23 protein-coding genes and 1 pseudogene are annotated in these 24,623 nt (G+C 59.8%); 16 read left to right on the top strand and 8 right to left on the bottom strand.

All coding sequences use genetic code 11. The features are described from left to right. Window positions 1-107 precede the first annotated feature (107 nt). Together ACYSTU_RS02305 and ACYSTU_RS02300 are read right to left on the bottom strand one after the other, a co-directional pair. Window positions 108-872 carry a methyl-accepting chemotaxis protein gene (locus tag ACYSTU_RS02305; RefSeq protein ID WP_425375757.1) on the bottom strand — a complete coding sequence of 255 codons (765 nt, stop codon included), beginning with the start codon at window positions 870-872 and terminating at the stop codon, window positions 108-110. A gap of 93 nt (window positions 873-965) precedes the next feature. Continuing rightward, window positions 966-1,997, bottom strand: a pseudogene (locus ACYSTU_RS02300) (HAMP domain-containing protein); the annotation flags it as partial. 186 nt (window positions 1,998-2,183) lie between these two features. Here ACYSTU_RS02300 and ACYSTU_RS02295 point away from each other — a divergent pair. Then, window positions 2,184-3,671: a helicase HerA-like domain-containing protein gene (locus ACYSTU_RS02295; RefSeq protein WP_041480025.1), complete on the top strand. Its 1,488-nt coding sequence runs from the start codon at window positions 2,184-2,186 to the stop codon at window positions 3,669-3,671. 133 nt (window positions 3,672-3,804) lie between these two features. On the opposite strand, the gene ACYSTU_RS02290 is transcribed toward ACYSTU_RS02295, so the two are convergent. Further along, a complete protein-coding gene (locus ACYSTU_RS02290; protein WP_041479804.1) occupies window positions 3,805-4,260 on the bottom strand; it encodes a DUF721 domain-containing protein in 456 nt (151 codons plus the stop codon). A gap of 308 nt (window positions 4,261-4,568) precedes the next feature. Between ACYSTU_RS02290 and secA the strand changes: the two genes are divergently transcribed. The 4 genes from secA to ACYSTU_RS02270 all read left to right on the top strand — a co-directional run bounded on the left by secA (window position 4,569) and on the right by ACYSTU_RS02270 (window position 10,382). Then, complete coding sequence (secA, locus tag ACYSTU_RS02285) at window positions 4,569-7,310, top strand: preprotein translocase subunit SecA (protein ID WP_038861039.1); 2,742 nt, start codon at window positions 4,569-4,571, stop codon at window positions 7,308-7,310. A 121-nt stretch (window positions 7,311-7,431) separates the two neighbouring features. After that, complete coding sequence (gene argJ, locus ACYSTU_RS02280; RefSeq protein ID WP_136492847.1) at window positions 7,432-8,649, top strand: bifunctional glutamate N-acetyltransferase/amino-acid acetyltransferase ArgJ; 1,218 nt, start codon at window positions 7,432-7,434, stop codon at window positions 8,647-8,649. 159 nt (window positions 8,650-8,808) lie between these two features. After that, complete coding sequence (locus tag ACYSTU_RS02275) at window positions 8,809-9,441, top strand: glutathione S-transferase family protein (RefSeq protein WP_024014096.1); 633 nt, start codon at window positions 8,809-8,811, stop codon at window positions 9,439-9,441. Continuing rightward, window positions 9,438-10,382, top strand: a complete 945-nt coding sequence (locus tag ACYSTU_RS02270) for a Nudix family hydrolase (RefSeq protein WP_498995617.1) — start codon at window positions 9,438-9,440, stop codon at window positions 10,380-10,382. Before ACYSTU_RS02275 ends, ACYSTU_RS02270 begins: the two co-directional genes overlap by 4 nt. 123 nt (window positions 10,383-10,505) lie before the next feature. Here the strand turns inward: ACYSTU_RS02270 and ACYSTU_RS02265 are convergent, their stop codons facing one another. From ACYSTU_RS02265 to ACYSTU_RS02255, 3 genes are read right to left on the bottom strand one after another with little or no spacing between them, the layout of a single operon-like run. Beyond that, complete coding sequence (locus ACYSTU_RS02265; RefSeq protein WP_016773488.1) at window positions 10,506-11,090, bottom strand: cob(I)yrinic acid a,c-diamide adenosyltransferase; 585 nt, start codon at window positions 11,088-11,090, stop codon at window positions 10,506-10,508. Window positions 11,091-11,093: 3 nt separating this feature from the next. Then, a complete protein-coding gene (locus ACYSTU_RS02260; protein WP_016773489.1) occupies window positions 11,094-13,130 on the bottom strand; it encodes a sensor histidine kinase in 2,037 nt (678 codons plus the stop codon). Window positions 13,131-13,175: 45 nt separating this feature from the next. Next, window positions 13,176-14,093, bottom strand: a complete 918-nt coding sequence (locus ACYSTU_RS02255) for a putative 2-dehydropantoate 2-reductase (protein ID WP_125917125.1) — start codon at window positions 14,091-14,093, stop codon at window positions 13,176-13,178. A 140-nt stretch (window positions 14,094-14,233) separates the two neighbouring features. Here ACYSTU_RS02255 and ACYSTU_RS02250 point away from each other — a divergent pair, with 140 nt between their 5' ends. Both ACYSTU_RS02250 and ACYSTU_RS02245 read left to right on the top strand, forming a co-directional pair. Beyond that, complete coding sequence (locus ACYSTU_RS02250) at window positions 14,234-14,719, top strand: YajQ family cyclic di-GMP-binding protein (protein WP_110646614.1); 486 nt, start codon at window positions 14,234-14,236, stop codon at window positions 14,717-14,719. A 152-nt stretch (window positions 14,720-14,871) separates the two neighbouring features. Next, window positions 14,872-15,714, top strand: a complete 843-nt coding sequence (locus tag ACYSTU_RS02245; RefSeq protein WP_016773492.1) for a mechanosensitive ion channel family protein — start codon at window positions 14,872-14,874, stop codon at window positions 15,712-15,714. A 224-nt stretch (window positions 15,715-15,938) separates the two neighbouring features. On the opposite strand, the gene ACYSTU_RS02240 is transcribed toward ACYSTU_RS02245, so the two are convergent. Further along, on the bottom strand, window positions 15,939-17,291 hold the full coding sequence (locus ACYSTU_RS02240; protein WP_056787902.1) for an OprD family porin: 1,353 nt from the start codon (window positions 17,289-17,291) through the stop codon (window positions 15,939-15,941). 76 nt (window positions 17,292-17,367) lie between these two features. Here ACYSTU_RS02240 and ACYSTU_RS02235 point away from each other — a divergent pair, with 76 nt between their 5' ends. From ACYSTU_RS02235 to ACYSTU_RS02225, 3 genes are all read left to right on the top strand, one after another. After that, window positions 17,368-17,730, top strand: coding sequence for a hypothetical protein (locus tag ACYSTU_RS02235; protein ID WP_185757830.1), 363 nt, complete (start codon window positions 17,368-17,370; stop codon window positions 17,728-17,730). Window positions 17,731-18,181: 451 nt separating this feature from the next. Continuing rightward, window positions 18,182-18,607 carry an HIT family protein gene (locus ACYSTU_RS02230; RefSeq protein WP_498995607.1) on the top strand — a complete coding sequence of 142 codons (426 nt, stop codon included), beginning with the start codon at window positions 18,182-18,184 and terminating at the stop codon, window positions 18,605-18,607. A gap of 3 nt (window positions 18,608-18,610) precedes the next feature. Further along, a complete protein-coding gene (locus ACYSTU_RS02225; protein ID WP_016773495.1) occupies window positions 18,611-18,817 on the top strand; it encodes a SlyX family protein in 207 nt (68 codons plus the stop codon). Window positions 18,818-18,881: 64 nt separating this feature from the next. Here the strand turns inward: ACYSTU_RS02225 and ACYSTU_RS02220 are convergent, their stop codons facing one another. Beyond that, window positions 18,882-19,484 (bottom strand): cold-shock protein, encoded by a 603-nt coding sequence (locus tag ACYSTU_RS02220; RefSeq protein ID WP_016773496.1) that lies wholly within the window; start codon window positions 19,482-19,484, stop codon window positions 18,882-18,884. Between the two features lie 311 nt (window positions 19,485-19,795). On the opposite strand from ACYSTU_RS02220, the gene ACYSTU_RS02215 reads away from it, so the two are divergent. From ACYSTU_RS02215 to ruvC, 6 genes are all read left to right on the top strand, one after another. Continuing rightward, complete coding sequence (locus ACYSTU_RS02215) at window positions 19,796-20,266, top strand: Dps family protein (RefSeq protein ID WP_016773497.1); 471 nt, start codon at window positions 19,796-19,798, stop codon at window positions 20,264-20,266. Window positions 20,267-20,447: 181 nt separating this feature from the next. Next, entirely contained in the window at window positions 20,448-20,786 is a 339-nt protein-coding gene (locus tag ACYSTU_RS02210) for a ribbon-helix-helix domain-containing protein (RefSeq protein ID WP_038861040.1), read from the top strand. 130 nt (window positions 20,787-20,916) lie between these two features. Next, window positions 20,917-21,138 carry an FmdB family zinc ribbon protein gene (locus ACYSTU_RS02205; RefSeq protein WP_016773499.1) on the top strand — a complete coding sequence of 74 codons (222 nt, stop codon included), beginning with the start codon at window positions 20,917-20,919 and terminating at the stop codon, window positions 21,136-21,138. Window positions 21,139-21,236: 98 nt separating this feature from the next. Beyond that, on the top strand, window positions 21,237-23,012 hold the full coding sequence (aspS, locus tag ACYSTU_RS02200) for an aspartate--tRNA ligase (protein ID WP_039758189.1): 1,776 nt from the start codon (window positions 21,237-21,239) through the stop codon (window positions 23,010-23,012). 119 nt (window positions 23,013-23,131) lie between these two features. Continuing rightward, complete coding sequence (locus ACYSTU_RS02195; protein ID WP_076563942.1) at window positions 23,132-23,878, top strand: YebC/PmpR family DNA-binding transcriptional regulator; 747 nt, start codon at window positions 23,132-23,134, stop codon at window positions 23,876-23,878. Between the two features lie 155 nt (window positions 23,879-24,033). Further along, a complete protein-coding gene (ruvC, locus tag ACYSTU_RS02190; RefSeq protein ID WP_016773501.1) occupies window positions 24,034-24,561 on the top strand; it encodes a crossover junction endodeoxyribonuclease RuvC in 528 nt (175 codons plus the stop codon). Window positions 24,562-24,623 lie beyond the last annotated feature (62 nt).

Here is a 24,623-nt window from a genome sequence, read left to right as displayed (position 1 = left end):
TCGGGTTTCGTTGAAAGGTAGATATTCGCGAGCAGGCTCGCTCCCACAATGGAATGCATTTTCCCTGTGGGAGCGAGCCTGCTCGCGAAGTGGCCAGTCGCCGCAGCTTAAATCCTGAAGCTGCCCACCAGTTGCTTGAGACGCGAAGCCTGCTGCTCCAGATCCGAGCACGCGCGCAAGGTCGCTTGCAGGTTCTCTACACCCTCCTGGTTCAGCGTGTTGATCTCGGTGATATCGACGTTGATCGACTCAACCACCGCAGTCTGCTCCTCGGTCGCCGTCGCCACCGACTGGTTCATCCCGTCGATCTCGCCAATGCGCAGGGTCACGCTGTTCAGGCGTTCGCCGGCGAGGTTGGCGATCTCGACGCTGTCCTGGCTGTGGCGCTGGCTGTCGCTCATGGTGCTCACCGATTCCCGGGCGCCGACTTGCAGCTCCTCGATCATGGTCTGCACCTGCTGTGCCGATTCCTGAGTGCGGTGCGCGAGGTTGCGCACTTCGTCGGCCACCACGGCGAAACCACGACCGGCCTCACCGGCGCGCGCCGCTTCGATCGCCGCGTTCAGCGCCAACAGGTTGGTCTGTTGGGAAATGCTGGTGATCACTTCGAGAATCTGGCCGATGTTGACGGTCTTGCTGTTCAGCGACTCGATGTTGGTGCTGGACGCGCTGAGCATGCTCGACAGTTGGTTCATCGCTTTGATGCTGCGCTCGACCACCTGCTGGCCATCTTCGGCCAGACCCCGGGCGTCGCTGGCCTGATTCGACGCTTGGGCGGCGTTGCGGGCAATTTCCTGGGCGGCGGCGCCGAGTTGATTGATCGCGGCGGCAACACTGCTGGTGCGCGAAGCTTGCTGGTCAGAGTTGTACATCGACGAGTTTGACGCTGCGACCACGCGCAAGGCGACCTCGTTGACCTGGCCGGTGGCCGAGGACACTTCGCGGATCGAACCGTGAATACGCTCGACGAAGCGGTTGAACGCGGTGCCGAGGATGCCGAATTCATCGTTATTGACGATGTTCAGGCGTTTGGTCAGGTCGCCTTCGCCGTCGGCGATGTCTTCCATGGCGCGGGTCATCACGTGCAGCGGCTGGATCAGCAGGCGGATCAGCATGCCGAGCAGGGCGATGATGATTGCTACCGCAATAATGGTTGCGATTACCGCTGAGGTACGGAATTCGCTGAGCATCGAGTAGGCCTGATCCTTGTCGATCGACAGGCCGATGTACCAGTTCACCGACGGCAGGCCTTTGATCGGGGCGAAGGTGACGATGCGGGTTTTGCCGTCGACGCTCACTTCGCTGAAATCGCTGCTGATGCGCGGCGTGTCCTGCGGGTAGGCTTCTTTCAGTGACTTCATCACCAAGGCCTTGTCCGGGTGGACGAGGATCTTGCCGTCAGCGCTGACCAGGAATACGTAGCCCATGCCGTCGAAATCCCGTGCGGCGAGGGTGTCGACCAGCGATTGCAGGCTCAGATCGCCGCCGACCACGCCGACGCTCTGCCCGGCCTTTTTCGACGCGGTGGCGATGGAGATGATCAACTGGCCGGTGGCCGCATCGATGTAGGGTTCGGTCAGGGTCGAGGTGCTGCTGCTTTCGGCACCTTTATACCAAGGGCGTACGCGCGGATCGAAACCGTCCGGCATCTTCACGTCCGGGCGGATGGTGAAATGCCCGGTGGCATCGCCCAGATAGGTGGCCATGAACGTCGAGGTCAGGCTTTTCTGTTCCAGCAGGCTGGCGACCGTGGCAGGTTCCGGGTTGATGGCGATGTTCTGCGCGGCGTTCTCGATCAGCAGGATGCGCCCGCTGAGCCAGGTCTGGATGTTGCCGGCGGTGACCTCGCCCATTTCGTTGAGGTAGTTGTTCAGATCATCGCGGATCGCATTGCGTTGCAGCCAGTCGTTGTACAACGTGAACGAGGCGAAAGCGGCAATGACGATGAGAGCGGCGGCAAGCAAAATCTTATGGCTGAAGCGCAGGTTTTTGTTCACGGCTTGGGGTTCCGCTAAGGTCTTAATGTCCTGGGCGTGCTTTGATAGAGACGCGCACTATGGGCAAGGTTGAAAAATTGATATTTCCGGCTCTCCTTAGGGAAATGTCCGACCCGATTTTCTGATGGGTCTATCCAATTTATGTATCGGCCATGTGTCATCAAAGATTAACCATTGGGTGAGAAAATGCCTGACTCTTCGCAACTCGTTATCGGCGCTGATCCGGCCGCGCAACCCATCGCTCAGGCCATGCGCCTGGCCAACCGCCACGGGCTGATCGCTGGCGCCACCGGCACCGGTAAAACCGTGACATTGCAGCGTCTGGCCGAAGCGTTCAGCGACGCCGGTGTGGCGGTGTTCGCCGCCGACATCAAGGGCGACCTCTGCGGGCTCGGCGCCGCTGGCAACCCGCAGGGCAAAGTGGCCGAGCGCATCGCCGGCATGCCCTGGCTCGGTCACACGCCGCAGGCTTATCCCGTCACGCTGTGGGACATCCACGGCGAATCCGGACACCCGCTGCGCACCACCCTGAGCGAAATGGGTCCGCTACTGATCGGCAGCCTGCTCGAGCTGACCGACAGTCAGCAGTCGGCGCTGTACGCTGCCTTCAAGGTGGCGGATCGCGAAGGGTTGTTGCTGCTGGATCTCAAGGATCTGAAAGCGCTGCTCAACCACCTCAAGGACAACCCGCAGTTGCTCGGCGAAGACGCGGCGCTGATGACCACCGGTTCCAGCCAGGCGCTGCTGCGCCGTTTGGCGACGCTGGAACAGCAGGGCGCCGAAGCCTTGTTCGGCGAGCCGGCGCTGCAACTTGAAGACATCCTGCAACCGGGCGCCGATGGCCGGGGACGTATCCATCTGCTCGACGCCAGCCGTCTGGTGCACGAGGCGCCGAAGGTTTACGCAACGTTCCTGCTGTGGCTGCTGGCCGAGTTGTTCGAGCAACTGCCCGAGCGCGGCGATGCTGACAAGCCGCTGCTGGCGCTGTTCTTCGATGAGGCGCACTTGTTGTTCGGCGACACGCCCAAGGCCTTGCAGGAGCGGCTTGAGCAAGTGGTGCGTTTGATTCGTTCCAAAGGCGTGGGCGTGTACTTCGTCACCCAGTCGCCAGCGGACCTGCCGGATGACGTGCTGGCGCAGTTGGGCTTGCGCATTCAACACGGCCTGCGTGCGTTCACCGCCAAAGAGCAGAAATCCCTGCGTGCGGTGGCGGATGGCTTTCGGCCGAATCCGGCGTTCGACAGTCTGTCGGTGCTGACTGAGTTAGGTATTGGTGAGGCGTTGGTCGGCACGCTGACCGAGAAGGGCACGCCGGAAATGGTCCAGCGTGTGTTGGTGGCACCGCCGCAATCGCGGATCGGTCCGCTGACTGAAACCGAGCGCACCGTGCTTATCGCCGGCTCACCGTTCAAGGGCCGTTATGACAAGCCGATCGATCGCGAGTCGGCCTACGAGATTTTGATGGGCCGCAAAGGGCTGGCGCCCGAGGCTGAAACACCAGCGGGCAAAGCGGCGGCCGAAGAGCCGAGCCTGGCTGATCGTGCGGGCGAATTCCTCGGCACGGCGGCAGGCCAGGCGTTGAAATCGGCCATGCGCCAGGCGGCTAATAACCTTGGCAAGCAGTTGGTGCGGGGGTTGATGGGGTCTTTATTGGGCGGCAGCAAGCGCCGCTGAACTGAGGAGAATCGGAGATCAAAACTGTGGGAGCGAGCCTGCTCGCGAAAGCGCTGTGTCGTTCAACATCAATGTCGTCTGACATGGCCTCTTCGCGAGCAGGCTCGCTCCCACATGGCAATGGTGTGCACGGTCAGGTTTTGCTTTTGGCATGCGCCGCCAACCGCTCCAGCGCCGCGCGCAATCCCGGATCGCTGATCCCGTCGGCCGTCGACTGAATCGTCTCCGCCGCACTGCTGGACAAATCCATGGTGTGTCCAACCGCCCGATGCTGGACGATCGGCGGGCGCACGCTGAATTTGATCCGCGTCAGGTTGGCGAACTCTTCGAACAATTGCAGCTGTCGTTGCAGACGTTTCTGCTGATAGCGCAGGCGCGTTGCCCAATGGCCGTCAGTGACCACCAGCGACAGCTCGCCTTCGCGCCACTTGGCTACCCGGCAATGCTCGCGGGCGGCCGGTTGCAGCTGGCTTTCGAGCAGGCGCTGCAAATGCTCCAGACGCTGGGCATGGCCGAGGATGGCCTTCAGCGGTTTGGCTTCACGTAACAGAACGGCGGGTGCTCTGGCCGTGAGAGGGCGAAACGCCATGATCGAACACCTGAAGGAACAGAGGCGCCATGGTAGCAGAAAGCTGCGGAACCTCTGGACCATTGCTTTTGTCCCTGATTTGCTCATTAAATCAACGCCTGACTTCTTTCCCCCGACGGGTTGAAGTTGAGCAAAACGCCCCTATTTTAAGTGAGCCCCGTCAAAGCGCAGTGCCAGCATCGTGGAACATCGCCACTTTCCTCACCACCGTTTCCGGGTAGAATGCTCGTTCGCATGCGGCCATGAGGGCTGCACGGGCGACTCACGGGGCCGCCCTCCATCCCTTTAGTGTGGAAGATCCTGCCGATATGTTTGCGCCTTTGTTAAAGAAACTTTTTGGAAGCAAGAACGAGCGTGAAGTCAAACGCATGCTCAAGACGGTGCAGCTCGTCAATGCCTTCGAAGAGCAAATGGTGGCCCTTTCGGACGATCAATTGCGCGCCAAGACCGCCGAGTTCAAGGCCCGTATCGCGAAGGGGGAAACCCTCGACAAGCTGTTGCCGGAAGCCTTTGCCGTCGCCCGCGAGGCCGGCAAGCGTGTGATGGGCATGCGCCACTTCGACGTGCAACTCGTCGGCGGCATGACTCTGCACGAAGGCAAGATTGCCGAAATGCGCACCGGTGAGGGCAAGACCCTCGTGGCCACCCTGGGTGTTTACCTCAACGCACTGTCCGGCAAGGGCGTGCACGTTGTGACCGTGAACGACTACCTGGCCCGCCGTGACGCCAACTGGATGCGCCCGCTGTATGAATTCCTCGGCCTGACCGTCGGCGTCGTAACGCCGTTCCAGCCGCCGGAAGAGAAGCGCGCCGCCTACGCCGCCGACATCACCTACGGCACCAACAACGAATTCGGTTTCGACTACCTGCGCGACAACATGGCGTTCAGCATGGATGAAAAATTCCAGCGCGAACTCAACTTTGCCGTGATCGACGAAGTCGACTCCATCCTCATCGACGAAGCGCGTACTCCGCTGATCATTTCCGGTCAGGCCGAGGACAGCTCCAAGCTGTACATGGAGATCAACAAACTGATCCCGCAGCTGGAACTGCACGTCGAGGAAGTCGAAGGCCAGGTCACCAAGGCCGGTCACTACACCGTTGACGAAAAGACCCGTCAGGTCGAACTCAACGAAGCCGGTCACCAGTTCATCGAAGAAATGCTCACCCGCGTCGGCCTGCTGGCCGAAGGCGAGAGCCTGTACTCGGCGCACAACCTTGGCCTGCTGACCCACGTCTACGCCGGTCTGCGTGCGCACAAGCTGTTCAACCGCAACATCGAATACATCGTCCAGGACGGTCAGGTCGTGCTGGTCGACGAACACACCGGTCGTACCATGCCGGGTCGTCGTCTGTCCGAAGGCCTGCACCAGGCTATCGAAGCCAAGGAAGGTCTGAACATTCAGGCCGAGAGCCAGACCCTGGCCTCGACCACCTTCCAGAACTACTTCCGTCTGTACACCAAGCTGTCCGGCATGACCGGTACCGCCGACACCGAAGCGTTCGAATTCCACCAGATCTATGGTCTGGAAGTCATGGTCATCCCGCCGAACAAACCGTTGGCGCGTAAAGACTACAACGACCTGGTGTTCCTCACCGCCGAAGAGAAATATGCGGCGATCGTCGCGGACATCAAGGAAAGCATGGCCGCCGGTCGTCCGGTGCTGGTGGGTACCGCGACCATCGAGACCTCCGAGCACATGTCCGAGTTGCTCGTCAAAGAAGGCATCGAACACAAGGTTCTCAACGCCAAGTTCCACGAAAAAGAAGCTGAAATCATTGCTCAGGCCGGTCGTCCGGGTGCGCTGACCATCGCCACCAACATGGCCGGTCGTGGTACCGACATCCTGTTGGGCGGCAATTGGGAAGTGGAAGTCGCTTCGCTGGAAAATCCGACTCCTGAGCAGATCGCCCAGATCAAGGCCGACTGGCAGAAGCGTCACCAGCAAGTGCTGGAGTCCGGCGGTTTGCAGGTGATCGCTTCCGAGCGTCATGAATCGCGCCGTATCGACAACCAGCTGCGTGGCCGTGCCGGCCGTCAGGGCGATGCCGGTTCGAGCCGCTTCTACCTGTCGCTGGAAGACAGCCTGATGCGCATCTTCGCCTCTGACCGGGTGAAGAACTTCATGAAAGCCCTGGGCATGCAGCCGGGTGAAGCGATCGAGCACCGCATGGTGACCAACGCGATCGAGAAGGCGCAGCGCAAGGTTGAAGGCCGCAACTTCGACATCCGCAAGCAACTGCTCGAGTTCGACGACGTCAACAACGAGCAGCGTAAAGTGATCTATCACATGCGTAACACGTTGCTGGCCGCTGACAACATCGGCGAAACCATCGCCGACTTCCGTCAGGACGTGCTCAACGCTACCGTCAGCGCGCACATTCCGCCGCAATCGCTGCCAGAGCAGTGGGACGTGGCCGGTCTGGAAGCGTCGATCGAAAGCGATTTCGGCGTGAAACTGCCGATCCAGCAATGGCTCGACGAAGACGATCACCTGTACGAAGAAACCCTGCGCGAGAAGCTCATGACCGAGCTGATGGCGGCGTACAACGAGAAAGAAGATCAGGCCGGTGCCGAGGCGCTGCGCTCGTTCGAGAAGCAGATCGTCCTGCGCGTACTCGACGACCTGTGGAAAGACCACCTGTCGACCATGGATCACCTGCGTCACGGCATTCACCTGCGTGGCTATGCGCAGAAGAACCCGAAGCAGGAATACAAGCGCGAGTCGTTCACGCTGTTCTCCGAGCTGCTCGATTCGATCAAGCGCGACTCGATCCGCGTGCTCTCGCACGTTCAGGTTCGCCGCGAAGATCCGGAAGCCGAAGAGCAACGCCTGCGTCAGGAAGCCGAAGCACTGGCGGCGCGCATGCAGTTCGAACATGCCGAAGCGCCTGGGCTGGATCAGCCGGAAGCGCTGGGTGAAGAGGTCGATGTGGCACTGGCCACCGCCGCTGCCCCGGTTCGCAACGAGCAGAAGCTGGGCCGCAACGAACTGTGCTACTGCGGTTCGGGCAAGAAATACAAGCATTGCCACGGGCAGATCCAGTAAAACCCGTTTCAATCGCTGTACACCCGCGCCGCGACCGGCTCCTGCCGTCGCGGCGTTTTGCCATTTATCCCACCGTCCTTTCCCGTGGCGGTGCTGACATCATTGAGTAAGGAGCGCATTCATGGCTGTTGGTCTTGGTCCTTTGCCAACGTTGCACCCGGTTGCCGGTTTTGAACTCGGTATCGCCTCGGCCGGCATCAAGCGCCCGGGGCGCAAGGATGTAGTGGTGATGCGCTGTGCTGAAGGTTCGACCGTGGCTGGCGTGTTCACCCTGAACGCGTTTTGCGCCGCGCCGGTGATCCTGGCGAAAAAGCGCGTGCACAATGCCGTGCGGTACTTGCTGACCAACACCGGCAATGCCAACGCCGGCACCGGCGAGCCTGGCTTGGCGGCTGCCGAGCGCACCACCGCTAAATTGGCCGAGCTGGCCGGCGTCGATGCCAGCCAGATTCTGCCGTACTCCACTGGCGTGATCGGCGAGCCGCTGCCGGTCGAGAAGATCGAAGGCGCGCTGCAAGCTGCGCTGGATGATCTGTCGGAGAACAACTGGGAAGCCGCCGCCACCGGCATCATGACCACTGACACGCTGCCCAAGGGCGCCAGCCGCCAGTTCGAGCATGACGGCGTGACCATCACTGTCACCGGCATCAGCAAAGGTGCCGGCATGATTCGCCCGAACATGGCGACCATGCTGGGTTACATCGCCACCGACGCCAAAGTCTCCCGCGAGGTGCTGCACAACCTGATGCTCGATGGCGCGAACAAGTCGTTCAACCGCATCACCATCGACGGCGACACCTCGACCAACGATTGCTGCATGCTGATCGCCACTGGCAAGGCCGCGCTGCCTGAGATCACCCGCGCTGAAGGCGAGCTGTTCGCCAAGTTGAAACAGGCGGTATTCGAAGTGTGCATGGACGTCGCCCAGGCCATCGTGCGTGACGGCGAAGGCGCGACCAAGTTCGTCACCGTTGAAGTGAACGGCGGCGGCAACCACCAGGAATGCCTGGACGTCGGTTACACCGTGGCCCACTCGCCGCTGATCAAGACCGCGCTGTTCGCCTCTGACCCGAACTGGGGCCGTATCCTCGCTGCCGTGGGTCGTGCCGGCGTGCCGGATCTGGACGTGAGCAAGATCGACGTGTTCCTCGGCGACGTGTGCATCGCCAGCCGTGGCGCTCGCGCCGCGACCTACACTGAAGCCCAGGGCTCGGCGGTGATGCAGCAGGAAGAAATCACCATTCGCATCGAACTGGGGCGCGGCGATTGCAGCGAAACCATCTGGACCACCGACCTGTCGCATGAGTACGTGAAGATCAACGCTGAATACCGTACTTGACCTGATCCGGGACCGAGCCGCTCCATTCGCGAGCAGGCTCGCTCCCACAGGGTATTCTCGCTGCAGCTCGGTTCTCTGTGGGAGCGAGCCTGCTCGCGAAAGCGGCGGTCCAGACACAACCCATTCAGAAGCATTCCTCTGACGAAAAGGCGCCACACCATGTCCCTGCACCTGATCATCGGCGACAAACTGCTTTCCTCCTGGTCCCTGCGTGCGGCACTGGCGCTGGACCTGACCGGCGCACCCTACAGCGAAGAGCTGATCAAGCTCGGCAAGCCCGACACCCGCGAGCGCCTGCTCAAGCATTCGCCGACCGGCAAGGTGCCGCTGCTGCAAACCACCCGTGGCACCATCGCCGATTCGCTTGCCATCGCTGAATATCTCGCCGAACAGTTTCCGTCCGAACAACTCTGGCCGAGCGATACCTTCGCTCGCGCCCAGGCCCGCTCGGCCTGCGCACAAATGCACAGCGGCTTCTTCGCCATGCGTAACCACATGCCGTTCAACCTCAGCCAGGACGCACCGCTGAACCCGGTGCCGCCGGAAGTAAAGGTCGATATCGAACGCATGCTCGCGCTATGGGCCGAATGCCGCGCGGCAGCCACGGAAGAGGGGCCTTACCTGTTCGGTCGTGTCAGTCTTGCCGACGCGTTTTTCGCGCCGATCGCCGTGCGCTTGCGCACCTATCAGGTGAAGCTGCCAGCGGTTGACGAAGCTTATGTTGAAACCATCTACCAATGGCCCGCCTTCAAAGCGTGGCAAAAGGCTGGACTGGAGGAATTGAATCCGTGAAACGCGTCCACGTCGCCGCTGCTGTCATCCGTGACGGTGGCGGCGAAATTCTTATCGCCCGCCGTGCCGACACCCAGCATCAGGGCGGCTTGTGGGAATTTCCCGGTGGCAAGGTCGAGGCTGACGAATCAGTCCAATCGGCACTGGCTCGCGAGCTGCACGAAGAGCTGGGCATCGTCGTTGATGCTGCTCGCCCGCTGATCAAGGTTCGCCACGATTACCCGGACAAACAGGTGTTGCTGGATGTCTGGGAAGTATCAGCGTTCAGTGGTGAACCTCACGGCGCGGAAGGTCAGCCACTGGCTTGGGTCACTGCCAGGGAATTGATCAACTATGAGTTCCCGGCGGCCAACCAGCCAATCGTCGCGGCGGCGCGCTTGCCTGCCGAATACCTGATCACTCCGGAAGATCTGGAAGGTCCGGCCTTGTTGCGCGGCATCCAGAAAGCGATTGCCGGCGGGATCAAATTGATCCAGCTGCGCGCACCCAACGGCTACGACCCGAAATACCGTGATCTGGCGGTCGACGCGGTGGGCCTGTGTGCGGGCAAGGCACAGTTGATGATCAAAGGGCCCTTCGAATGGCTCGGCGATTTCCCGTCTGCCGGTTGGCACATCACCGCTGCGCAACTGCGTAAATACGCAGCGGCAGGACGTCCGTTGCCGGCGGAGCGCTGGCTCGCGGCGTCGTGCCATAACGCTGAAGAGCTGGCGCTGGCCGAGCAGATGGGCGTCGACTTTGTCACCCTGTCCCCGGTGCAGCCGACGCTGACGCACCCGGATGCACAGCCGTTGGGGTGGGAGCAGGCGCAGGCGTTGATCGACGGTTTCAGTAAACCGGTGTTTCTGCTCGGTGGAGTAGGCCCGGCGGAGCGCGAGAAAGCCTGGGGTGTTGGGGCTCAGGGTGTGGCGGGGATTCGGGCGTTCTGGCCAGAAGCTTGATTCTCGATTGAGGCTAGCGGCCTCTTCGCGAGCAGGCTCGCTCCCACAGTGGATTGCATTTCTCCAGTCAGAATGCAGGCAAATGTGGGAGCGAGCCTGCTCGCGATGGCGTCCTGTAAGGCGCTACTTTCCTTCAGGTTTCGCAGCCGGCTGCCACAAAATCTCCGCGACCCCCTGCCGCCGCGCAATCAACCGCGCCACAACAAACAGCAAATCCGACAACCGATTGATATACGCCAGGCCAACCCCGGCCAATGGCTCAACCGAGTTCAAATGCTGACAGCGGCGCTCGGCACCGCGCGCCAGACTGCGGCAGACATGCGCCTGCGCAATCAGCATTGAACCACCCGGCAAGATGAAGTTTTCCAGCGGCCCCAGCTCTTCATTCCACACATCGATCGCCGCTTCCAGCCGCTCGATTTCGGCCTCGTTGAGAGCCTGATATTCCGGCATCGCCAGTTCACCGCCGAGGTCGAACAGGCGATGCTGACACGGCGCCAGCACTTCGATGATTTCATTCAGCCCCGGATGCACTGCGCGCTCGGCGAGCAAACCGGCGAGCAGCACGCCGACCTGACTGTTCAGCGTATCGACCTCGCCGATCGCCTCGATACGCGGATGATCTTTTGGAACGCGACGGCCGTCACCGAGGCCGGTTTCGCCTTTGTCGCCGGTGCGGGTGTAGATCTTCGACAAGCGAAAGCCCATGGGTTACCTCGGTAGTGGATTGGTTTCGGTGGTCAACGGCGCAGGTTGCGCCAGCGGCAGACGCAGGGTGAAGCAAGTGCCCTGGCCGGGCGCCGACTGCACTTCCATCTGGCCCTTGTGATTGTTGGTGATGATGAAGTACGACACCGACAGGCCCAGGCCGGTGCCTTGGCCGATTTCTTTGGTGGTGAAGAACGGCTCGAAGGTACGCTTGCGCACGTTCTCGCTCATGCCGATGCCGTTGTCTTCGACCTGGATCTCGGCCCACGGCGGATTGAGCCTGGTGCGCAGAATGATCCGGCCCGGCTCGCTGTCGTCTTCGCGCTGATGAATCGCCTGCGCGGCGTTTTTCAGCAGATTGAGCAGCACCTGTTCCAGCTCGTTGGCGGTGCCCGGCACCGGACCGAGGGCCGGGTCGAACTGACGAATGATCGCCTGGCCCTTGAAGTCGAAGCCGATGGCCAGATCGAAGTCGTTACCGGCGATTTCCACGGCTTGATCAATCAATGCCGGCAGATCGCACGGCGCCATTTGCCGAGTGCTGCGGCGGCTGAAGCTGAGCATGTGCGTGACGATTTTCGCCGCGCGGGCGCCGGCCTGTTGAATGCCGTCGAGCAGTTGCGGGACTTCGCGGCCTTGCAGGTAGCGGTTCACCGTGTCCAGTTCGATGCCCAATTGTTCGGCGGTCTCGATGTTCTTCGGCAGATCCGCCGACAGACGCCGACGAATGTTCTGCACGTTGTGCAGGATCGCGCCGAGCGGGTTGTTGATTTCGTGGGCCATGCCGGCCGCAAGGCCACCGACCGAGAGCATTTTCTCCGACTGCACCATCATTTCTTCCAGCGACAGACGCTGAGTGATGTCGTCGATACGGATCACCACGCCACGCCCGGCACCGCCCATCAGCGGATAAAACGTCAGCGCATAATGCTTGGGTTCATCGTCCTTGAACCAGGTCACCCGGTCGACTTTGGCCACGGTGTGCTGTTCGACGGTGGCCTTGAGCTGCGGCAAAAACGGCTTGAGCGGTTCGAAGGCGAGGAAGATCGGCTGGTTCAGCGCCTCATCCAGGCGTGTGCCGGAGAGGGCGCTGGCTTCCTGATTCCATTGAGTGACGTAAAGCTGCTCGTCGAGAGCGATGAGCGCCGAGGGCATCGAGTCGATGATGCTGTTGAGGTAATTCTGGAAGCCGGTGAGTTTCTTCTCGATCTTGCTGCGCACCTGGACTTCCAGCTCCAGTTTGCGGTTGGTGTGGCGGGTTTCCTCGGCCAGCCCCTGCGCCTGATCGTAGGCGGCCTGTGAGTCGTCGCGTGCGCGTTTGAGCTGCTGCTCGCGGGCTTCGATGCGCGAAAGCATGGTGTTGAACGCCTCGGCCAGACTGCCGATTTCGTCATGGTTGCCGCGTGCAGCGCGCAAGGCGTAGTTCTCTTCGCGGGTGACCTGCCGGGACAATTCCTCCAGCTGGTGAATCGGCCGGGTAATCAGGCGCTTGATCTGCCGGGCGATGACCAGCCACAGCAGTACGCTGAAGATCAGGATGCCGAGGCTGGCGGTCAGGGTGCCGGTGTAGAACGCCATCGGCAGTTCGCTGCTGGCGACCAGCAACAGATGCCCCGGCGCGGCACCGGGGCGTGGCAGGGTGATCAGTTGGTTGCTGCGGAACTCGGTGAGTTGCCAGGCTTCGACGTGGCGGTAGCGCTCGGGGAGGCTGAGTTTTTCGCCGCGCTGCACTTGCGCCAGGCGTTCGCCCTTGCCGTCGTACAGGGCGGCGGCACGCAGCGGTGAATAACTGTCGAGCTCCTTGAGCAGGCGCTCGGCGCTGCGCGGTGACTCCAGCGCATCGCTGACCAGACTCGGATTGGCGATCAGCCGGCCGATGGTCTGCAGGGCCTGAGGCGCCATGCTTTCCTGAGAAATGTAGTAGGCGGCGCTGATAAAGGTCAGGTTGGCGACCAGCAGAACCGTGGTCAACAACACCAGCAGGGCAGCCAGCAGTTTCTGGCCGACCGGCAGGTTTTCAAGGCGCTGGCGCAATGGCATCAGGTTTATCGCAGCAGAGGAACAAGTCGTCAGCCTAGCGGCTGCTCAGTCGCTGGGCAATCCACGCTTGTGCAGATGAGCGATCAGGCGTTGCTGCAACTGGTGTAGATGCGGCAGATGCAACTGATGGCGCTCGGCAACTTTGCAGGCGTGGCCCAACAGATAGCTGATCTCGGTGCGGCGCTGGTTGGCGACGTCCTGATACATCGAAGAGTAATTGGCGGCGGTGGCGCGGATCACTCGTTCGACTTCCGCTTGCAGATTGTCCGCCGCAGCGGGTTGGCCGCAGCGTTCGAGCAGTTCGGTCAATTCGGCGCAGAGTGTGGCGACTTCGCAGTGATGCTCGCTCAGCCCGCCGTTACGGCAGTTGTGCAACACGGTCAGCGGGTTGATCGCGCAGTTCAGCGCCAGTTTGCGCCACAGGCGAGTAAGGATGTCGGCGCTCCATTCATGGGGAATGTTCGCCGCTTGCAGATCGTCCAGCCAGACCGGCGCCAGCGGATTTGCGCCATCGCCCAGCCAGTTGAACCCGTGACCGGCGAACACCACGCGCCAATCGCCATCACGGAACGCGCCCTCGGTGCTGGAGGCGCTGATGCAGCGCGCCTGTGGCACCCGCGCGGCGACGGCGTCCTGACTGCCGAGGCCGTTTTGCAGGAGGATCAGTTCGGCGTCCGGCGCGAGGCGGGAAGCGAGGCGGGCGACGGCCTCTTCGGCGTCATAGGCCTTGCACGCGACCAGCAAACGGCGAATTGGCTCGGGGCTGTCCGGGGTTTCGCCGGGAACTGCGTAGGTATGAGCTTGTCCGTTTTCTACCAGGGTCAAGCCGCCCACTGCCTCGTAGCTGTGCAAGCGCGCCGCATCGCGCAGGATCAGCCGCACCGGCAAGCCAGCGCGGGCCAGACGTGTCGCCCAGAGTGTGCCGAGGCTGCCGGCGCCGAGTACGTGCCAGGTGGTCGACATCAGTTTTTTGCTCGATTGCTTGCAGGCATGTGCGGCTCGCCGTATCGGTAGGAAAAGACCCGTTATAATGAGCCCGATTTTAACCGCAAGCCAAGCGCGCTCCATGCACATCGAGCGCGCCTTTTTATTGGAGAGATTACATGCCGTCGTTCGACGTGGTATCCGAACTGGACAAACACGAACTCACCAACGCGGTCGAGAACGCCGTGAAGGAACTCGATCGTCGTTATGACCTGAAAGGCAAAGGTAGCTTCGAGTTCAAGGAAAAAGACCTGACCGTCAGCCTCACCGCCGAAGCCGCTTTCCAGCTCGAAGCGATGATCGAAATCCTCAAGCTGGCGCTGACCAAGCGCAAGATCGACGTGCAGTGCCTCGAGGTCAAGGACGCTTACGCTTCCGGCAAGCTGATGAAGCAGGACGCCGTCCTCAAGGAGGGCATCGACAAAGAGCTGGCGAAGAAGATCGTCGGCCACATCAAGGAAGCCAAGCTCAAGGTCCAGGCTGCCATTCAGGGCGAGCAGGTGCGTGTCACCGGCAAGAAGCGCGACGACCTGCAGGAAGCCATCGCGGCCCTGCGTGCCAAGGAATTCGGCATGCCGCTGCAGTTCAACAACTTCCGCGACTAAGCTTTGTCTGAAGGCTATGTGGGAGCGAGCCTGCTCGCGAATGCGGTGTTTCATTCAGCGAAAAGTTGACTGACTCGCCGCATTCGCGAGCAGGCTCGCTCCCACAGTTGTTTTGAATACACCCCGGGAAGCCGGAAATCAGGAGATAGAACATGGATTTGAATGCGGAAGTGGACCACCTGGTCAAGGCGTCCCAGGCGTGGATCCCGATGATCATGGAATACGGCAGCCGCGTACTGCTGGCAGTGATTACCTTGGCCATCGGCTGGTGGCTGATCAACAAGGTCACGCAAAAACTCGGCGGTCTGCTCGCTCTGCGCAATGCCGATCTGGCGCTGCAAGGCTTTATCAGCAGCCTGGCCAACATCATTCTCAAGGTGTTGCTGATTGTCAGCGTCGCGTCGATGATCGGCGTCGAAACCACCTCGTTCGTCGCGGCTATCGGTGCTGCGGGTCTGGCGATTGGCTTGGCCTTGCAGGGCAGCCTGGCGAATTTCGCTGGCGGCGTGCTGATTCTGTTGTTCCGCCCGTTCCGCATCGGTGACTGGATCGAAGCCCAAGGCGTGGCGGGCACCGTCGACAGCATCCAGATTTTCCACACCGTGCTGCGTACCGGCGACAACAAGACCATCATCCTGCCCAACGGCAACCTGTCGAACGGCATCATCACCAACACCAATCGTCAGCCAACGCGCAAAGTCGTGTTTGATGTCGGCGTGGATTACGAAGCGGATCTGCAGAAGGCCCGTCAGGTATTGCTGGATCTGGCCAAGGATCCCCGCGTCATGCAGGACCCGGAGCCACAGGCAGTGATTTCGACATTGGGCGACAGTTCGATCACTGTTTCCCTGCGCGTATGGGTTAAAACTGCGGACTATTGGGATGTGATGTTCATGTTCAATGAACAGGCGCGAGATCGTTTGAAGGCTGCGGGCATTGATATTCCATTTCCGCAGCGAGTTATACGCGTAGTGCAGGAATCTGCCACGCAGTAATCGTCTTTGAAGTTGGCTTGGCAGTCAGCAACTAATATAGAGCCAGAGCAGTGTGCACACTCTCGGGTTTTTTTTGGCGCGATAAAACTATGCTGGCTAATAAGTAGTTGGCTAATGTTTTTTCTGTTTGATCAGTTATTCATCCATAAAAAAACCGCCCTCCTGATTCAGGAGGGCGGTTTTGTTAGAGCAGAGCTCTACAGTACGTCAGCTTCGCATCCTTATTAGAGGATGTTCAGTGGGTACTCGATGATCAGACGGGTGTCGTTGTTATCAGACGAGTAACCGCTGTAGGCACCGTTGGAGCGGTACATGGCGTAACGCAGACGGAACGACAGGTCTTTGGCCGGACCTTCCTGAACCACGTACTTGGACTCGGCGTTCCACTCGTTCTCTTTACCTTCACCCAGACCGTTGGTCTTGATGTTGTCACCCATCACATAACGGGTCATGAAGCTCAGGCCAGGTACGCCGTAAGTCTTCATGTTCAGGTCATAGCGAGCCTGCCACGATTTTTCTTCGCGGCCCACGAAGTCGGAAATCTGGATGGAGTTGGCCACGAAAATTGTACTGTTGCCGTCAACACCATAGTAGTAAGCGTTGTCGCCGCTCGACTGCTGGTAAGCAACGGTGAACTTGTGGGCGCCCAAGCTGTAAGCTGCTGCCAAGGACCACAGGTTGTTGTCTACGCCACGGGTATCGTTGTCGTCGGTCTCGTCGCCAATTGCACTGACCAAGTCGCCGCGTTTGTCGCCTTTGGTGTGGTAACCGTTGAAGTCGAAGTTCAGCGACTGCTCGTCGTTGATCGGCAAGGTGTAGTTGAGGTTGACGTAGTACTTCTTGAAGTAGTCTTCAGCGTCGGAAGCAGCCAATGCACCGGTGAAATTGTCTGTGAAGGCGTAGCTGGCACCGAAGATGTTGATGCTGGTCAGGCCTTTGCCGCCATTGCCATCTTCATCCGGCAGACCGGCGATGCTGTCGCGGCCCATGCCGGTCTGCTTGCTCAGCGCTGTGAAGCGACCTGCGCTCAGTTCCAGGCCTTTGATCTCTTTGGAAGTGATCAGGGTACCGGTGGCGACTTCTGGCAGCAGACGGCTGTCGTCAGTGGCGAAAACCGGGCTGGCAACGAATTGCTGACCGTATTTCAGAACGGTGTCGGATACACGGAATTTGACTGCGCCGCCGACCTTGCCCTGGGATTTCTCAGGGTTGCCATCGCTGTCGTTGGCGAACAAGCCGTTACCACGACGACCCGAACCGCCGTCCAGTTTTACCGAACCCATGGCCATGGCGTCGAGACCGAAGCCTACGGTGCCTTGAGTGAAGCCCGACTCGTAAGTCAGCAGTTGGCTGAGACCGCTATCCTGGCGATAGCCACTTTTGAAAGTGCCGTCACCGTTGGAAACGTTGCCCGCGCCATTTTTGTAGTCGCGGTTCATGTATTCGAAACGAGTCTTCAGTTTCAGGCTCTGATCTTCCAGGAAACCTTTGGCTTCATCCTGAGAAGACGCCATTGCGAACTGCGAGGTGCCTGCTGCAACAGCCAGGGCGATCATGCTCCACTTCATCACGCGCATCGTGATTTGCTCCTTTGGTTTTTAGAAGAGTACTGCCGTCCCACCTGTTTTATTATCTGGGCGGCTCTTTCTTTTTGTGTCGGCGCAAACTTATATCACGCCGACATTGTTGGCGATACTTGCGAAATCAACCTTTCAGCTTCTTTACGGCGTTGTCGCAGAAGGAGCGCTGGATGTCGCAAATCCACAGTACCGATGCAACCGGGCTGACAACTTTATCGCTGTTTCCGGGCCTTTTTGCATCGCTAAAAAAGAGTCCCTGGCAAAACACTTGAATCTCCATCGGGCAACCCTGCCACTGTTTTTATTGGCTTCAGGCGACCACTTCCAGTGGTGCGCTTATAGTCCATACCGTTACGAATGCAACAAGCGTGCACAAACCGCAAAAACGCTGCGGTTATTTTTCTGTGTGCAGCTCTCAGATGTGAAAACCTTGTGAAAACGGGGTCTCGGGGCTGTTTTGTTACGGGCTTGACGACGATCCCCCAATGGTGTTGCAACGCACCAAAGCCGCGCAGGACAACCAAAAACGTTACCGGTTCACCCCGCATTGAGTATTTGGCGGATGCCCGACCCACTGAGCGTAGACGTGTTGTGCAGTTTTGGTGCAAAAAAATCACAATCGGGCCCGAGTAAAACTGGCGCCGCCCGATTCGAGGGTCGACAGATCAGGGGTTTTCATGCGGATCTTCACGTCAAGGCTCATGTCCGGGGCTGTATTGGTGCGTCGGCGAGATAAATGTCTTATGTCGGCGCGCTTACTGAATTACTGTCGGAGGGAAGCGTGAAGCCCGCTGCATTCGCAGGTATGCTGCCGTTCTGTCGCTTGGCGCGCTGCTTTTACGGCGCCGCCGCTAAGCTGAGTCATAGGATCAGCGGGAGTGCTCACAGTGTTTGCTTTGGATTCACAACTTCAACAGGACGCCCTGGTCATCGGCGACTTTCCGTTGTGCCGGCTGTTGCTGTCCAACGACAGCAATTACCCTTGGTTCATCCTGGTACCTCGTCGCGAGGATATCAGCGAGTTGTGTCAGTTGGATGTCGCCGATCAGCAACAGCTATGGCGGGAAACCACCACCCTTGCCGAGTTACTCAAGGATTCGTTCGACGCCGACAAGCTGAACGTGGCAACCCTGGGTAACGTTGTCAGTCAGTTGCACATGCATGTCATTGTGCGTAAACGCGATGACGCCGCCTGGCCGGCGCCGGTCTGGGGCAGGCACCCGGCCAAGCCGTACAGCGCGGAACAGGTAGCAGCCATTCGCGAGCGCTTGCGTCTGGTGCTGACCGAAGAATTTACCTTTGTGGAGGGCTGAGTCATGAGCCTTGAAGAGCGCGTAACCGATCTGGAAAGCCGTCTGGCCTTTCAGGATGACACCATTCAGGCTTTGAACGATGTGCTGGTGGCCCAGCAGAGAGTCATCGAGCGCCTGCAATTGCAGATGGAGGCGCTGATCAAGCGTCACGAAGAAATGGTCGGGCAGTTCGGTGCTTTTGAAGAAGATGCGCCACCGCCGCATTATTGAGTCATTCGGCAGGCATAAAAAAACCGCGAACAGCCAAGCTGTTCGCGGTTTTTTTTGCTTTGGATCAGCGACGCGGCAGAGCGGCGATCACGTCCTCGGCTTGCAGGCCCTTGTCGCGGTTCATCACCGAGAACTCGACGCGCTGGCCTTCGACCAGAACACGGTGGCCTTCGCCACGAATGGCGCGAAAGTGCACGAAAATATCATCACCGGAATCCCGGGAGATAAACCCGAAACCCTTGGAAGTGTTGAACCACTTCACGGTGCCGGTATCGCGATTGCTCATGTCATAGGTGGTCGGCGCAGCGGCCGGTGACGATTTGTAGAAGCTCACGGCCAAATGCAGAAGCACGGCAACCAGAGCGATCACCAGGCTGAACAACACCGCCGGCTGGCCAGCGATGACCGGCATCGGCGCGATCAGGGTCAAAGTTTGCAGGACGACAGTCAGTACCAGAAGGGCGCTGACCAGATTTTGCAGATGCTGGCGCGGGCCTTTGTTCCAGTAGGGAATCACTGGAGCGATGACCAGGTTCAGCAGGCCGAAAAAGGCCAGGTAAAGTGCATCGGGCTGTTGCAGGTAAGGAACGGCTTCGGCTTTCAGGCTGGGTATGAACGACAGCAGCAAGGCTGCTGCGCCCATTAGCAGGTGGACGATTTTCAACATTTTGATTGGCTCACGTTATGACGGCTCACAAGGAAGAGCTGAAGGCGCACGGTTCGCTTCAGGACAAAATAAGAGGCGGTGGACACGTACACGGCATCAGCCTATGCGCAACGCCCCGGAAAATAGGGCATGGCGACACACTGCCTATTTAACAGCAAAGCCTGCGGCTACTCAAATCAGCCCGGCCAGCGGCAGAGAAACGGTCGATTTGTCGCAGTCAGATCACGGATTGATAGCTGCGAGCGGGCGCTTGCCTTGCTAAAGTGGGGCTGAACCTGCTGGATGAATTCAATCACTGTTAGGGGGTAAGCATGGCAATTGATATCGGTATCAGTGAAGAAGACCGCAAATCCATCGTCGAAGGGCTGTCGCGACTGCTGTCGGACACCTATGTGCTGTATCTGAAAACCCATAACTTTCACTGGAACGTCACCGGCCCGATGTTCCGCACGCTGCACCTGATGTTCGAAGAGCAATACAACGAGCTGGCGCTGGCCGTCGATTCGATCGCCGAGCGTATCCGTGCGTTGGGCTTCCCGGCGCCGGGTGCCTACGCGACCTACGCGCGTCTTTCTTCTATTAAAGAAGAAGTCGGTGTGCCGAGCGCCGAAGACATGATCAAGCAATTGGTCGAAGGCCAGGAAGCGGTGACGCGTACCGCGCGCGGCATTTTCCCGCTGCTGGACAAGGTCAGCGACGAGCCGACCGCTGACCTGCTGACCCAGCGCATGCAAGTGCACGAGAAAACTGCGTGGATGCTGCGCGCGCTGCTCGAGGAATGACCCGGCCGCTGCGGACGACGTGAGGTCGTCCGCATGCTCTCCAGACTCTTACCGTTGTCGTTGGCTTATCCTACGAGGCTGGTCAACAAGTCGTATGGCGCTAACTTTGTCACTGGGTTTTTATGAGGGCGCAGGATGTTGCCTTATAAATCAGCAGTCATGGCAAAGGAGTGTCAACGCTATGGTAGAAGGAGACAGGCGAAGCGACAGGATGTCGGCTTCGCGGCACGTAATTAAAGTCGACCCGTTTGTCAGCGAGTTCGACATGAATCTGATCCGGCCGCTGTCGCGGTCGATTCGCCTCAACGGTTTTGCGACCTGCCTGCGCCTGGAGCAGGTCTACTGGAATATTCTCGGCGGCATGGCCGAGGACAATCATTGTTCGGTCAGCACACTGTTATCCCACGTCGATCGCGAGGTGCATCTGCGTTATGGCGGGGTGAAGAATTTCAGTGCGCTGGTACGGGTGGTTTGTGTCATGAACGGGATCAAAGATCTCGCACCCGCCGTTTCGCGCTGAAACGGCGGTTGCAACGAGGTTGCAGGCTGTGCAGCGTTACGGCTGCACAGCCTGCATTTAATCGATATAATCCCGCGCTTTCGCCGCAAAGCCCTGCGCGCGGCAGCAATCTGATCGCCGAGACACCTCCATGCCAATGTACGATTACCAATGTGCTTCCTGTGGTCATCAGTTGGAAGCCATTCAGAAGATCAGCGACGCACCGTTGGTCGATTGCCCTGCCTGCCAGGCGCCCGAACTGAAGAAGCAGCTGTCCATGCCGGGTTTTCGCCTCAGCGGCAACGGTTGGTACGAGACCGACTTCAAGACCGGAGCCAAGAAGAATCTGGCCGGTGGCGACAAAGCTGACTAGGGTTCAAACCCTGAACGAACGACACGCGTGAGTTGCCGCCTTGCTTGATGGCGGCGGGATCTCCACCGAATTTCGAATTACGAGAAGCGAACCACACCATGATGCGCAGCCACTATTGCGGCCAACTGAACGAAAGCCTGGAAGGCCAGGAAATTACCCTTTGCGGATGGGTTCACCGTCGCCGCGACCACGGCGGGGTGATTTTCCTCGACATCCGTGATCGTGATGGTCTGGCCCAGGTGGTGTTCGACCCGGATCGCGCCGAGAGCTTCGCCGCTGCCGATCGCGTGCGCAGCGAATACGTCGTGAAGATCACCGGCAAGGTGCGTCTGCGTCCGGCCGGCGCGACCAACGCCAACATGGCTTCGGGCATGATCGAAGTGCTCGGTTATGAACTGGAAGTGCTGAACGAGTCGGAAACCCCGCCGTTCCCGCTCAACGAGTTCTCCGACGTCGGCGAAGAAACCCGCCTGCGCTATCGCTTCCTCGATCTGCGTCGTCCGGAAATGGCCGAGAAGCTGCGTCTGCGTTCACGCATGACCACCAGCATCCGTCGCTTCCTCGACGAGAACGGCTTCCTCGACGTCGAAACGCCAATCCTGACCCGGGCCACTCCGGAAGGTGCGCGTGACTATCTGGTGCCGAGCCGTACCCACGCCGGTTCGTTCTTCGCCCTGCCGCAATCGCCGCAGCTGTTCAAGCAACTGCTGATGGTGGCCGGCTTCGACCGTTACTACCAGATCGCCAAATGCTTCCGTGACGAAGACCTGCGTGCCGACCGCCAGCCGGAATTCACCCAGATCGACATCGAGACCAGCTTCCTCGATGAAAAAGAGATCATGGGCCTGACCGAGCAGATGATCCGCAACCTGTTCAAGGAAGTGCTGAACCTGGAATTCGGCGAATTCCCGCACATGACCTTCGAAGAAGCCATGCGCCGCTACGGTTCGGACAAGCCGGACCTGCGTATTCCGCTGGAACTGGTCGACGTTGCCGACCAGCTCAAGGAAGTCGAATTCAAGGTCTTCAGCGGCCCGGCCAACGATCCGAAGTGCCGCATCGCCGCACTGCGCGTTCCAGGCGGGGCGAGCATGCCGCGCAAACAGATCGACGACTACACCAAGTTCGTCGGCATCTACGGTGCCAAGGGCCTGGCGTACATCAAGGTCAACGAGCGTGCTGCCGGTGTTGAAGGCCTGCAATCGCCGATCGTGAAAAACATCCCTGAAGACAAGCTCAACGTGATCCTTGATCGCGTTGGCGCAGTCGATGGCGACATCGTGTTCTTCGGTGCCGACAAGGCCAAGATCGTCAGCGAAGCCCTGGGCGCGCTGCGTATCAAACTCGGTCACGACCTGAAGCTGCTGACCTGCGAGTGGGCGCCAATGTGGGTCGTCGACTTCCCGATGTTCGAAGAGAACGACGACGGCAGCTTCTCGGCGTTGCACCACCCGTTCACTGCACCGAAGTGCACCCCGCAGGAACTCGAAGCCAACCCGGCCGGCGCACTGTCCCGTGCGTACGACATGGTGTTGAACGGCACCGAGCTGGGCGGCGGTTCGATCCGTATCCACCGCAAGGAAATGCAGCAAGCGGTATTCCGCCTGCTGGGCATCAACGAAGCGGAACAGGAAGAGAAGTTCGGCTTCCTGCTCGACGCGCTGAAGTACGGTGCACCGCCGCACGGTGGTCTGGCCTTCGGTCTGGACCGTCTGGTGATGCTGATGACCGGCGCCCAGTCGATCCGTGAAGTGATCGCCTTCCCGAAAACCCAGAGTGCTGCCGACGTGATGACGCAGGCCCCGGGCGTAGTGGATGCCAAGGCATTGCGCGAGCTGCATATTCGCCTGCGCGAAACGCCAAAGGCTGAGTAAGACGGGCCTGAAGGCGCATCTTCGGATGCGCCTTTTTTCTTTCTCAGGTCGAATTTTTCAATTGCCGGCCGCTGCCTCGGCGGGGCGGGCAAGGTTTCAAAGAGCATTCGGAGCAAGTTATGGCAGGTCATTCCAAGTGGGCAAACATCAAGCACCGCAAAGAACGTCAGGATGCCAAGAGGGGCAAGATCTTCACCAAGTGGATCCGTGAACTGACCGTTGCGGCCCGTCAGGGTGGCGGTGATCCGGGTTCCAACCCGCGTCTGCGTCTGGCTCTGGACAAGGCGTTGAGCGCCAACATGAGTCGCGACATCATTGACCGTGCCGTCGCGCGCGGTGCCGGCGCCACTGAAGCGGACAACGTTGAAGAGCTGACCTATGAAGGCTACGGCCCGGGCGGTGTGGCGGTGATGGTCGAGTGCATGACTGACAACCGCAACCGTACCGCCGCAGCGGTGCGTCACGCGTTCAGCAAGTGTGGCGGCAACCTCGGCACCGACGGTTCGGTGGCCTATCTGTTCGAGCGCAAGGGCCAGATCAGTTTCGCCCCGGGTGTCGATGAAGACGCACTGACCGAAGCGGCGCTGGAAGCCGATGCTGATGACGTGGTCACCCACGACGACGGTTCGATCGATGTGTTCACCTCGTTCACCGGTTTCTATGCGGTGCGCAACGCGCTGGAAGCGGCCGGGTTCAAGGGCGATGATGCGGAAATCGTCATGCAGCCGACCACCAGCGCCGAGCTGGATCTGGAAGGGGCGGAGAAGGTGCTCAAGCTGATCGACATGCTTGAGGATCTGGATGACGTGCAGAACGTCTACTCCAATGCGGACATCCCGGAAGACGTCGCCGCTCAGCTTGGCTGATAAGCGACTAGTCTTCCCTGTGGGAGCGAGCCTGCTCGCGAAAGCGGTGTGTCATTCAGCACCTGTATCTGCTGACATACCGCCTTCGCGAGCAGGCTCGCTCCCACATTTGCTATTGGCTGTCAGGTAAATCGTTTTATGAATCTGCAGGCGTTATGACTCTAATTCTTGGTATCGACCCCGGTTCACGCATCACCGGTTACGGGATCGTTCGCGATACCGGGCGCGGCGGCTGCATCTATGTGGCCTCGGGCTGCATTCGCACCGGCTCCGGCGAGCTGCATGAACGTCTGCAGATCGTCTATCGCGGCGTGCGCGAAATCATCAAGACCTACGGCCCGGTGACCATGGGCATCGAAAAGGTGTTCATGGCGAAAAACGCCGACTCGGCGCTGAAGCTCGGACAGGCGCGGGGCGCTGCGATTGTCGCCGGCGCCGAAGAGTGTCTGGAAATCGCCGAGTACACCGCCACGCAAGTCAAACAGGCCGTCGTCGGCACCGGTGCGGCCAATAAGGAGCAGGTGCAGATGATGGTCATGCACATGCTCAAGTTGACCAGCAAGCCGCAGATCGACGCCTCCGACGCCCTCGCGATCGCCATTTGCCATGCGCACACGCGCTCAAGCCTGCTGCCGCACGGGCTGGGAACCGCACGCAGTCGTGGCGGGCGCCTGCGTCTCTGATAGCATCAGCATCAATTTTCCTGAAAGTGGCTTTGCGGTGCCTGTGTTGCCGGCGCGCAAGC

The organism is Pseudomonas glycinis (assembly GCF_054871425.1).
The sequence above is the reverse complement of the archived record's forward strand: the minus strand, read 5'-3'. Positions and strand labels throughout refer to the sequence as shown.

Excerpts from the sequence above, each read along its gene's own strand:
- ACYSTU_RS02260 (WP_016773489.1), bottom strand. The coding sequence starts at position 13,130 with ATGCCATTGCGCCAGCGCCTTGAAAACCTGCCGGTCGGCCAGAAACTG.
- ACYSTU_RS02275 (WP_024014096.1), top strand. The coding sequence starts at position 8,809 with ATGTCCCTGCACCTGATCATCGGCGACAAACTGCTTTCCTCCTGGTCC.
- ruvC (WP_016773501.1), top strand. The coding sequence starts at position 24,034 with ATGACTCTAATTCTTGGTATCGACCCCGGTTCACGCATCACCGGTTAC.
- ACYSTU_RS02205 (WP_016773499.1), top strand. The coding sequence starts at position 20,917 with ATGCCAATGTACGATTACCAATGTGCTTCCTGTGGTCATCAGTTGGAA.
- ACYSTU_RS02265 (WP_016773488.1), bottom strand. The coding sequence starts at position 11,090 with ATGGGCTTTCGCTTGTCGAAGATCTACACCCGCACCGGCGACAAAGGC.
- secA (WP_038861039.1), top strand. The coding sequence starts at position 4,569 with ATGTTTGCGCCTTTGTTAAAGAAACTTTTTGGAAGCAAGAACGAGCGT.
- ACYSTU_RS02255 (WP_125917125.1), bottom strand. The coding sequence starts at position 14,093 with ATGTCGACCACCTGGCACGTACTCGGCGCCGGCAGCCTCGGCACACTC.
- ACYSTU_RS02225 (WP_016773495.1), top strand. The coding sequence starts at position 18,611 with ATGAGCCTTGAAGAGCGCGTAACCGATCTGGAAAGCCGTCTGGCCTTT.
- ACYSTU_RS02220 (WP_016773496.1), bottom strand. The coding sequence starts at position 19,484 with ATGTTGAAAATCGTCCACCTGCTAATGGGCGCAGCAGCCTTGCTGCTG.
- ACYSTU_RS02210 (WP_038861040.1), top strand. The coding sequence starts at position 20,448 with ATGGTAGAAGGAGACAGGCGAAGCGACAGGATGTCGGCTTCGCGGCAC.
- ACYSTU_RS02245 (WP_016773492.1), top strand. The coding sequence starts at position 14,872 with ATGGATTTGAATGCGGAAGTGGACCACCTGGTCAAGGCGTCCCAGGCG.
- ACYSTU_RS02290 (WP_041479804.1), bottom strand. The coding sequence starts at position 4,260 with ATGGCGTTTCGCCCTCTCACGGCCAGAGCACCCGCCGTTCTGTTACGT.
- ACYSTU_RS02250 (WP_110646614.1), top strand. The coding sequence starts at position 14,234 with ATGCCGTCGTTCGACGTGGTATCCGAACTGGACAAACACGAACTCACC.
- ACYSTU_RS02195 (WP_076563942.1), top strand. The coding sequence starts at position 23,132 with ATGGCAGGTCATTCCAAGTGGGCAAACATCAAGCACCGCAAAGAACGT.
- ACYSTU_RS02305 (WP_425375757.1), bottom strand. The coding sequence starts at position 872 with ATGTACAACTCTGACCAGCAAGCTTCGCGCACCAGCAGTGTTGCCGCC.
- ACYSTU_RS02240 (WP_056787902.1), bottom strand. The coding sequence starts at position 17,291 with ATGCGCGTGATGAAGTGGAGCATGATCGCCCTGGCTGTTGCAGCAGGC.
- aspS (WP_039758189.1), top strand. The coding sequence starts at position 21,237 with ATGATGCGCAGCCACTATTGCGGCCAACTGAACGAAAGCCTGGAAGGC.
- ACYSTU_RS02215 (WP_016773497.1), top strand. The coding sequence starts at position 19,796 with ATGGCAATTGATATCGGTATCAGTGAAGAAGACCGCAAATCCATCGTC.
- ACYSTU_RS02295 (WP_041480025.1), top strand. The coding sequence starts at position 2,184 with ATGCCTGACTCTTCGCAACTCGTTATCGGCGCTGATCCGGCCGCGCAA.
- argJ (WP_136492847.1), top strand. The coding sequence starts at position 7,432 with ATGGCTGTTGGTCTTGGTCCTTTGCCAACGTTGCACCCGGTTGCCGGT.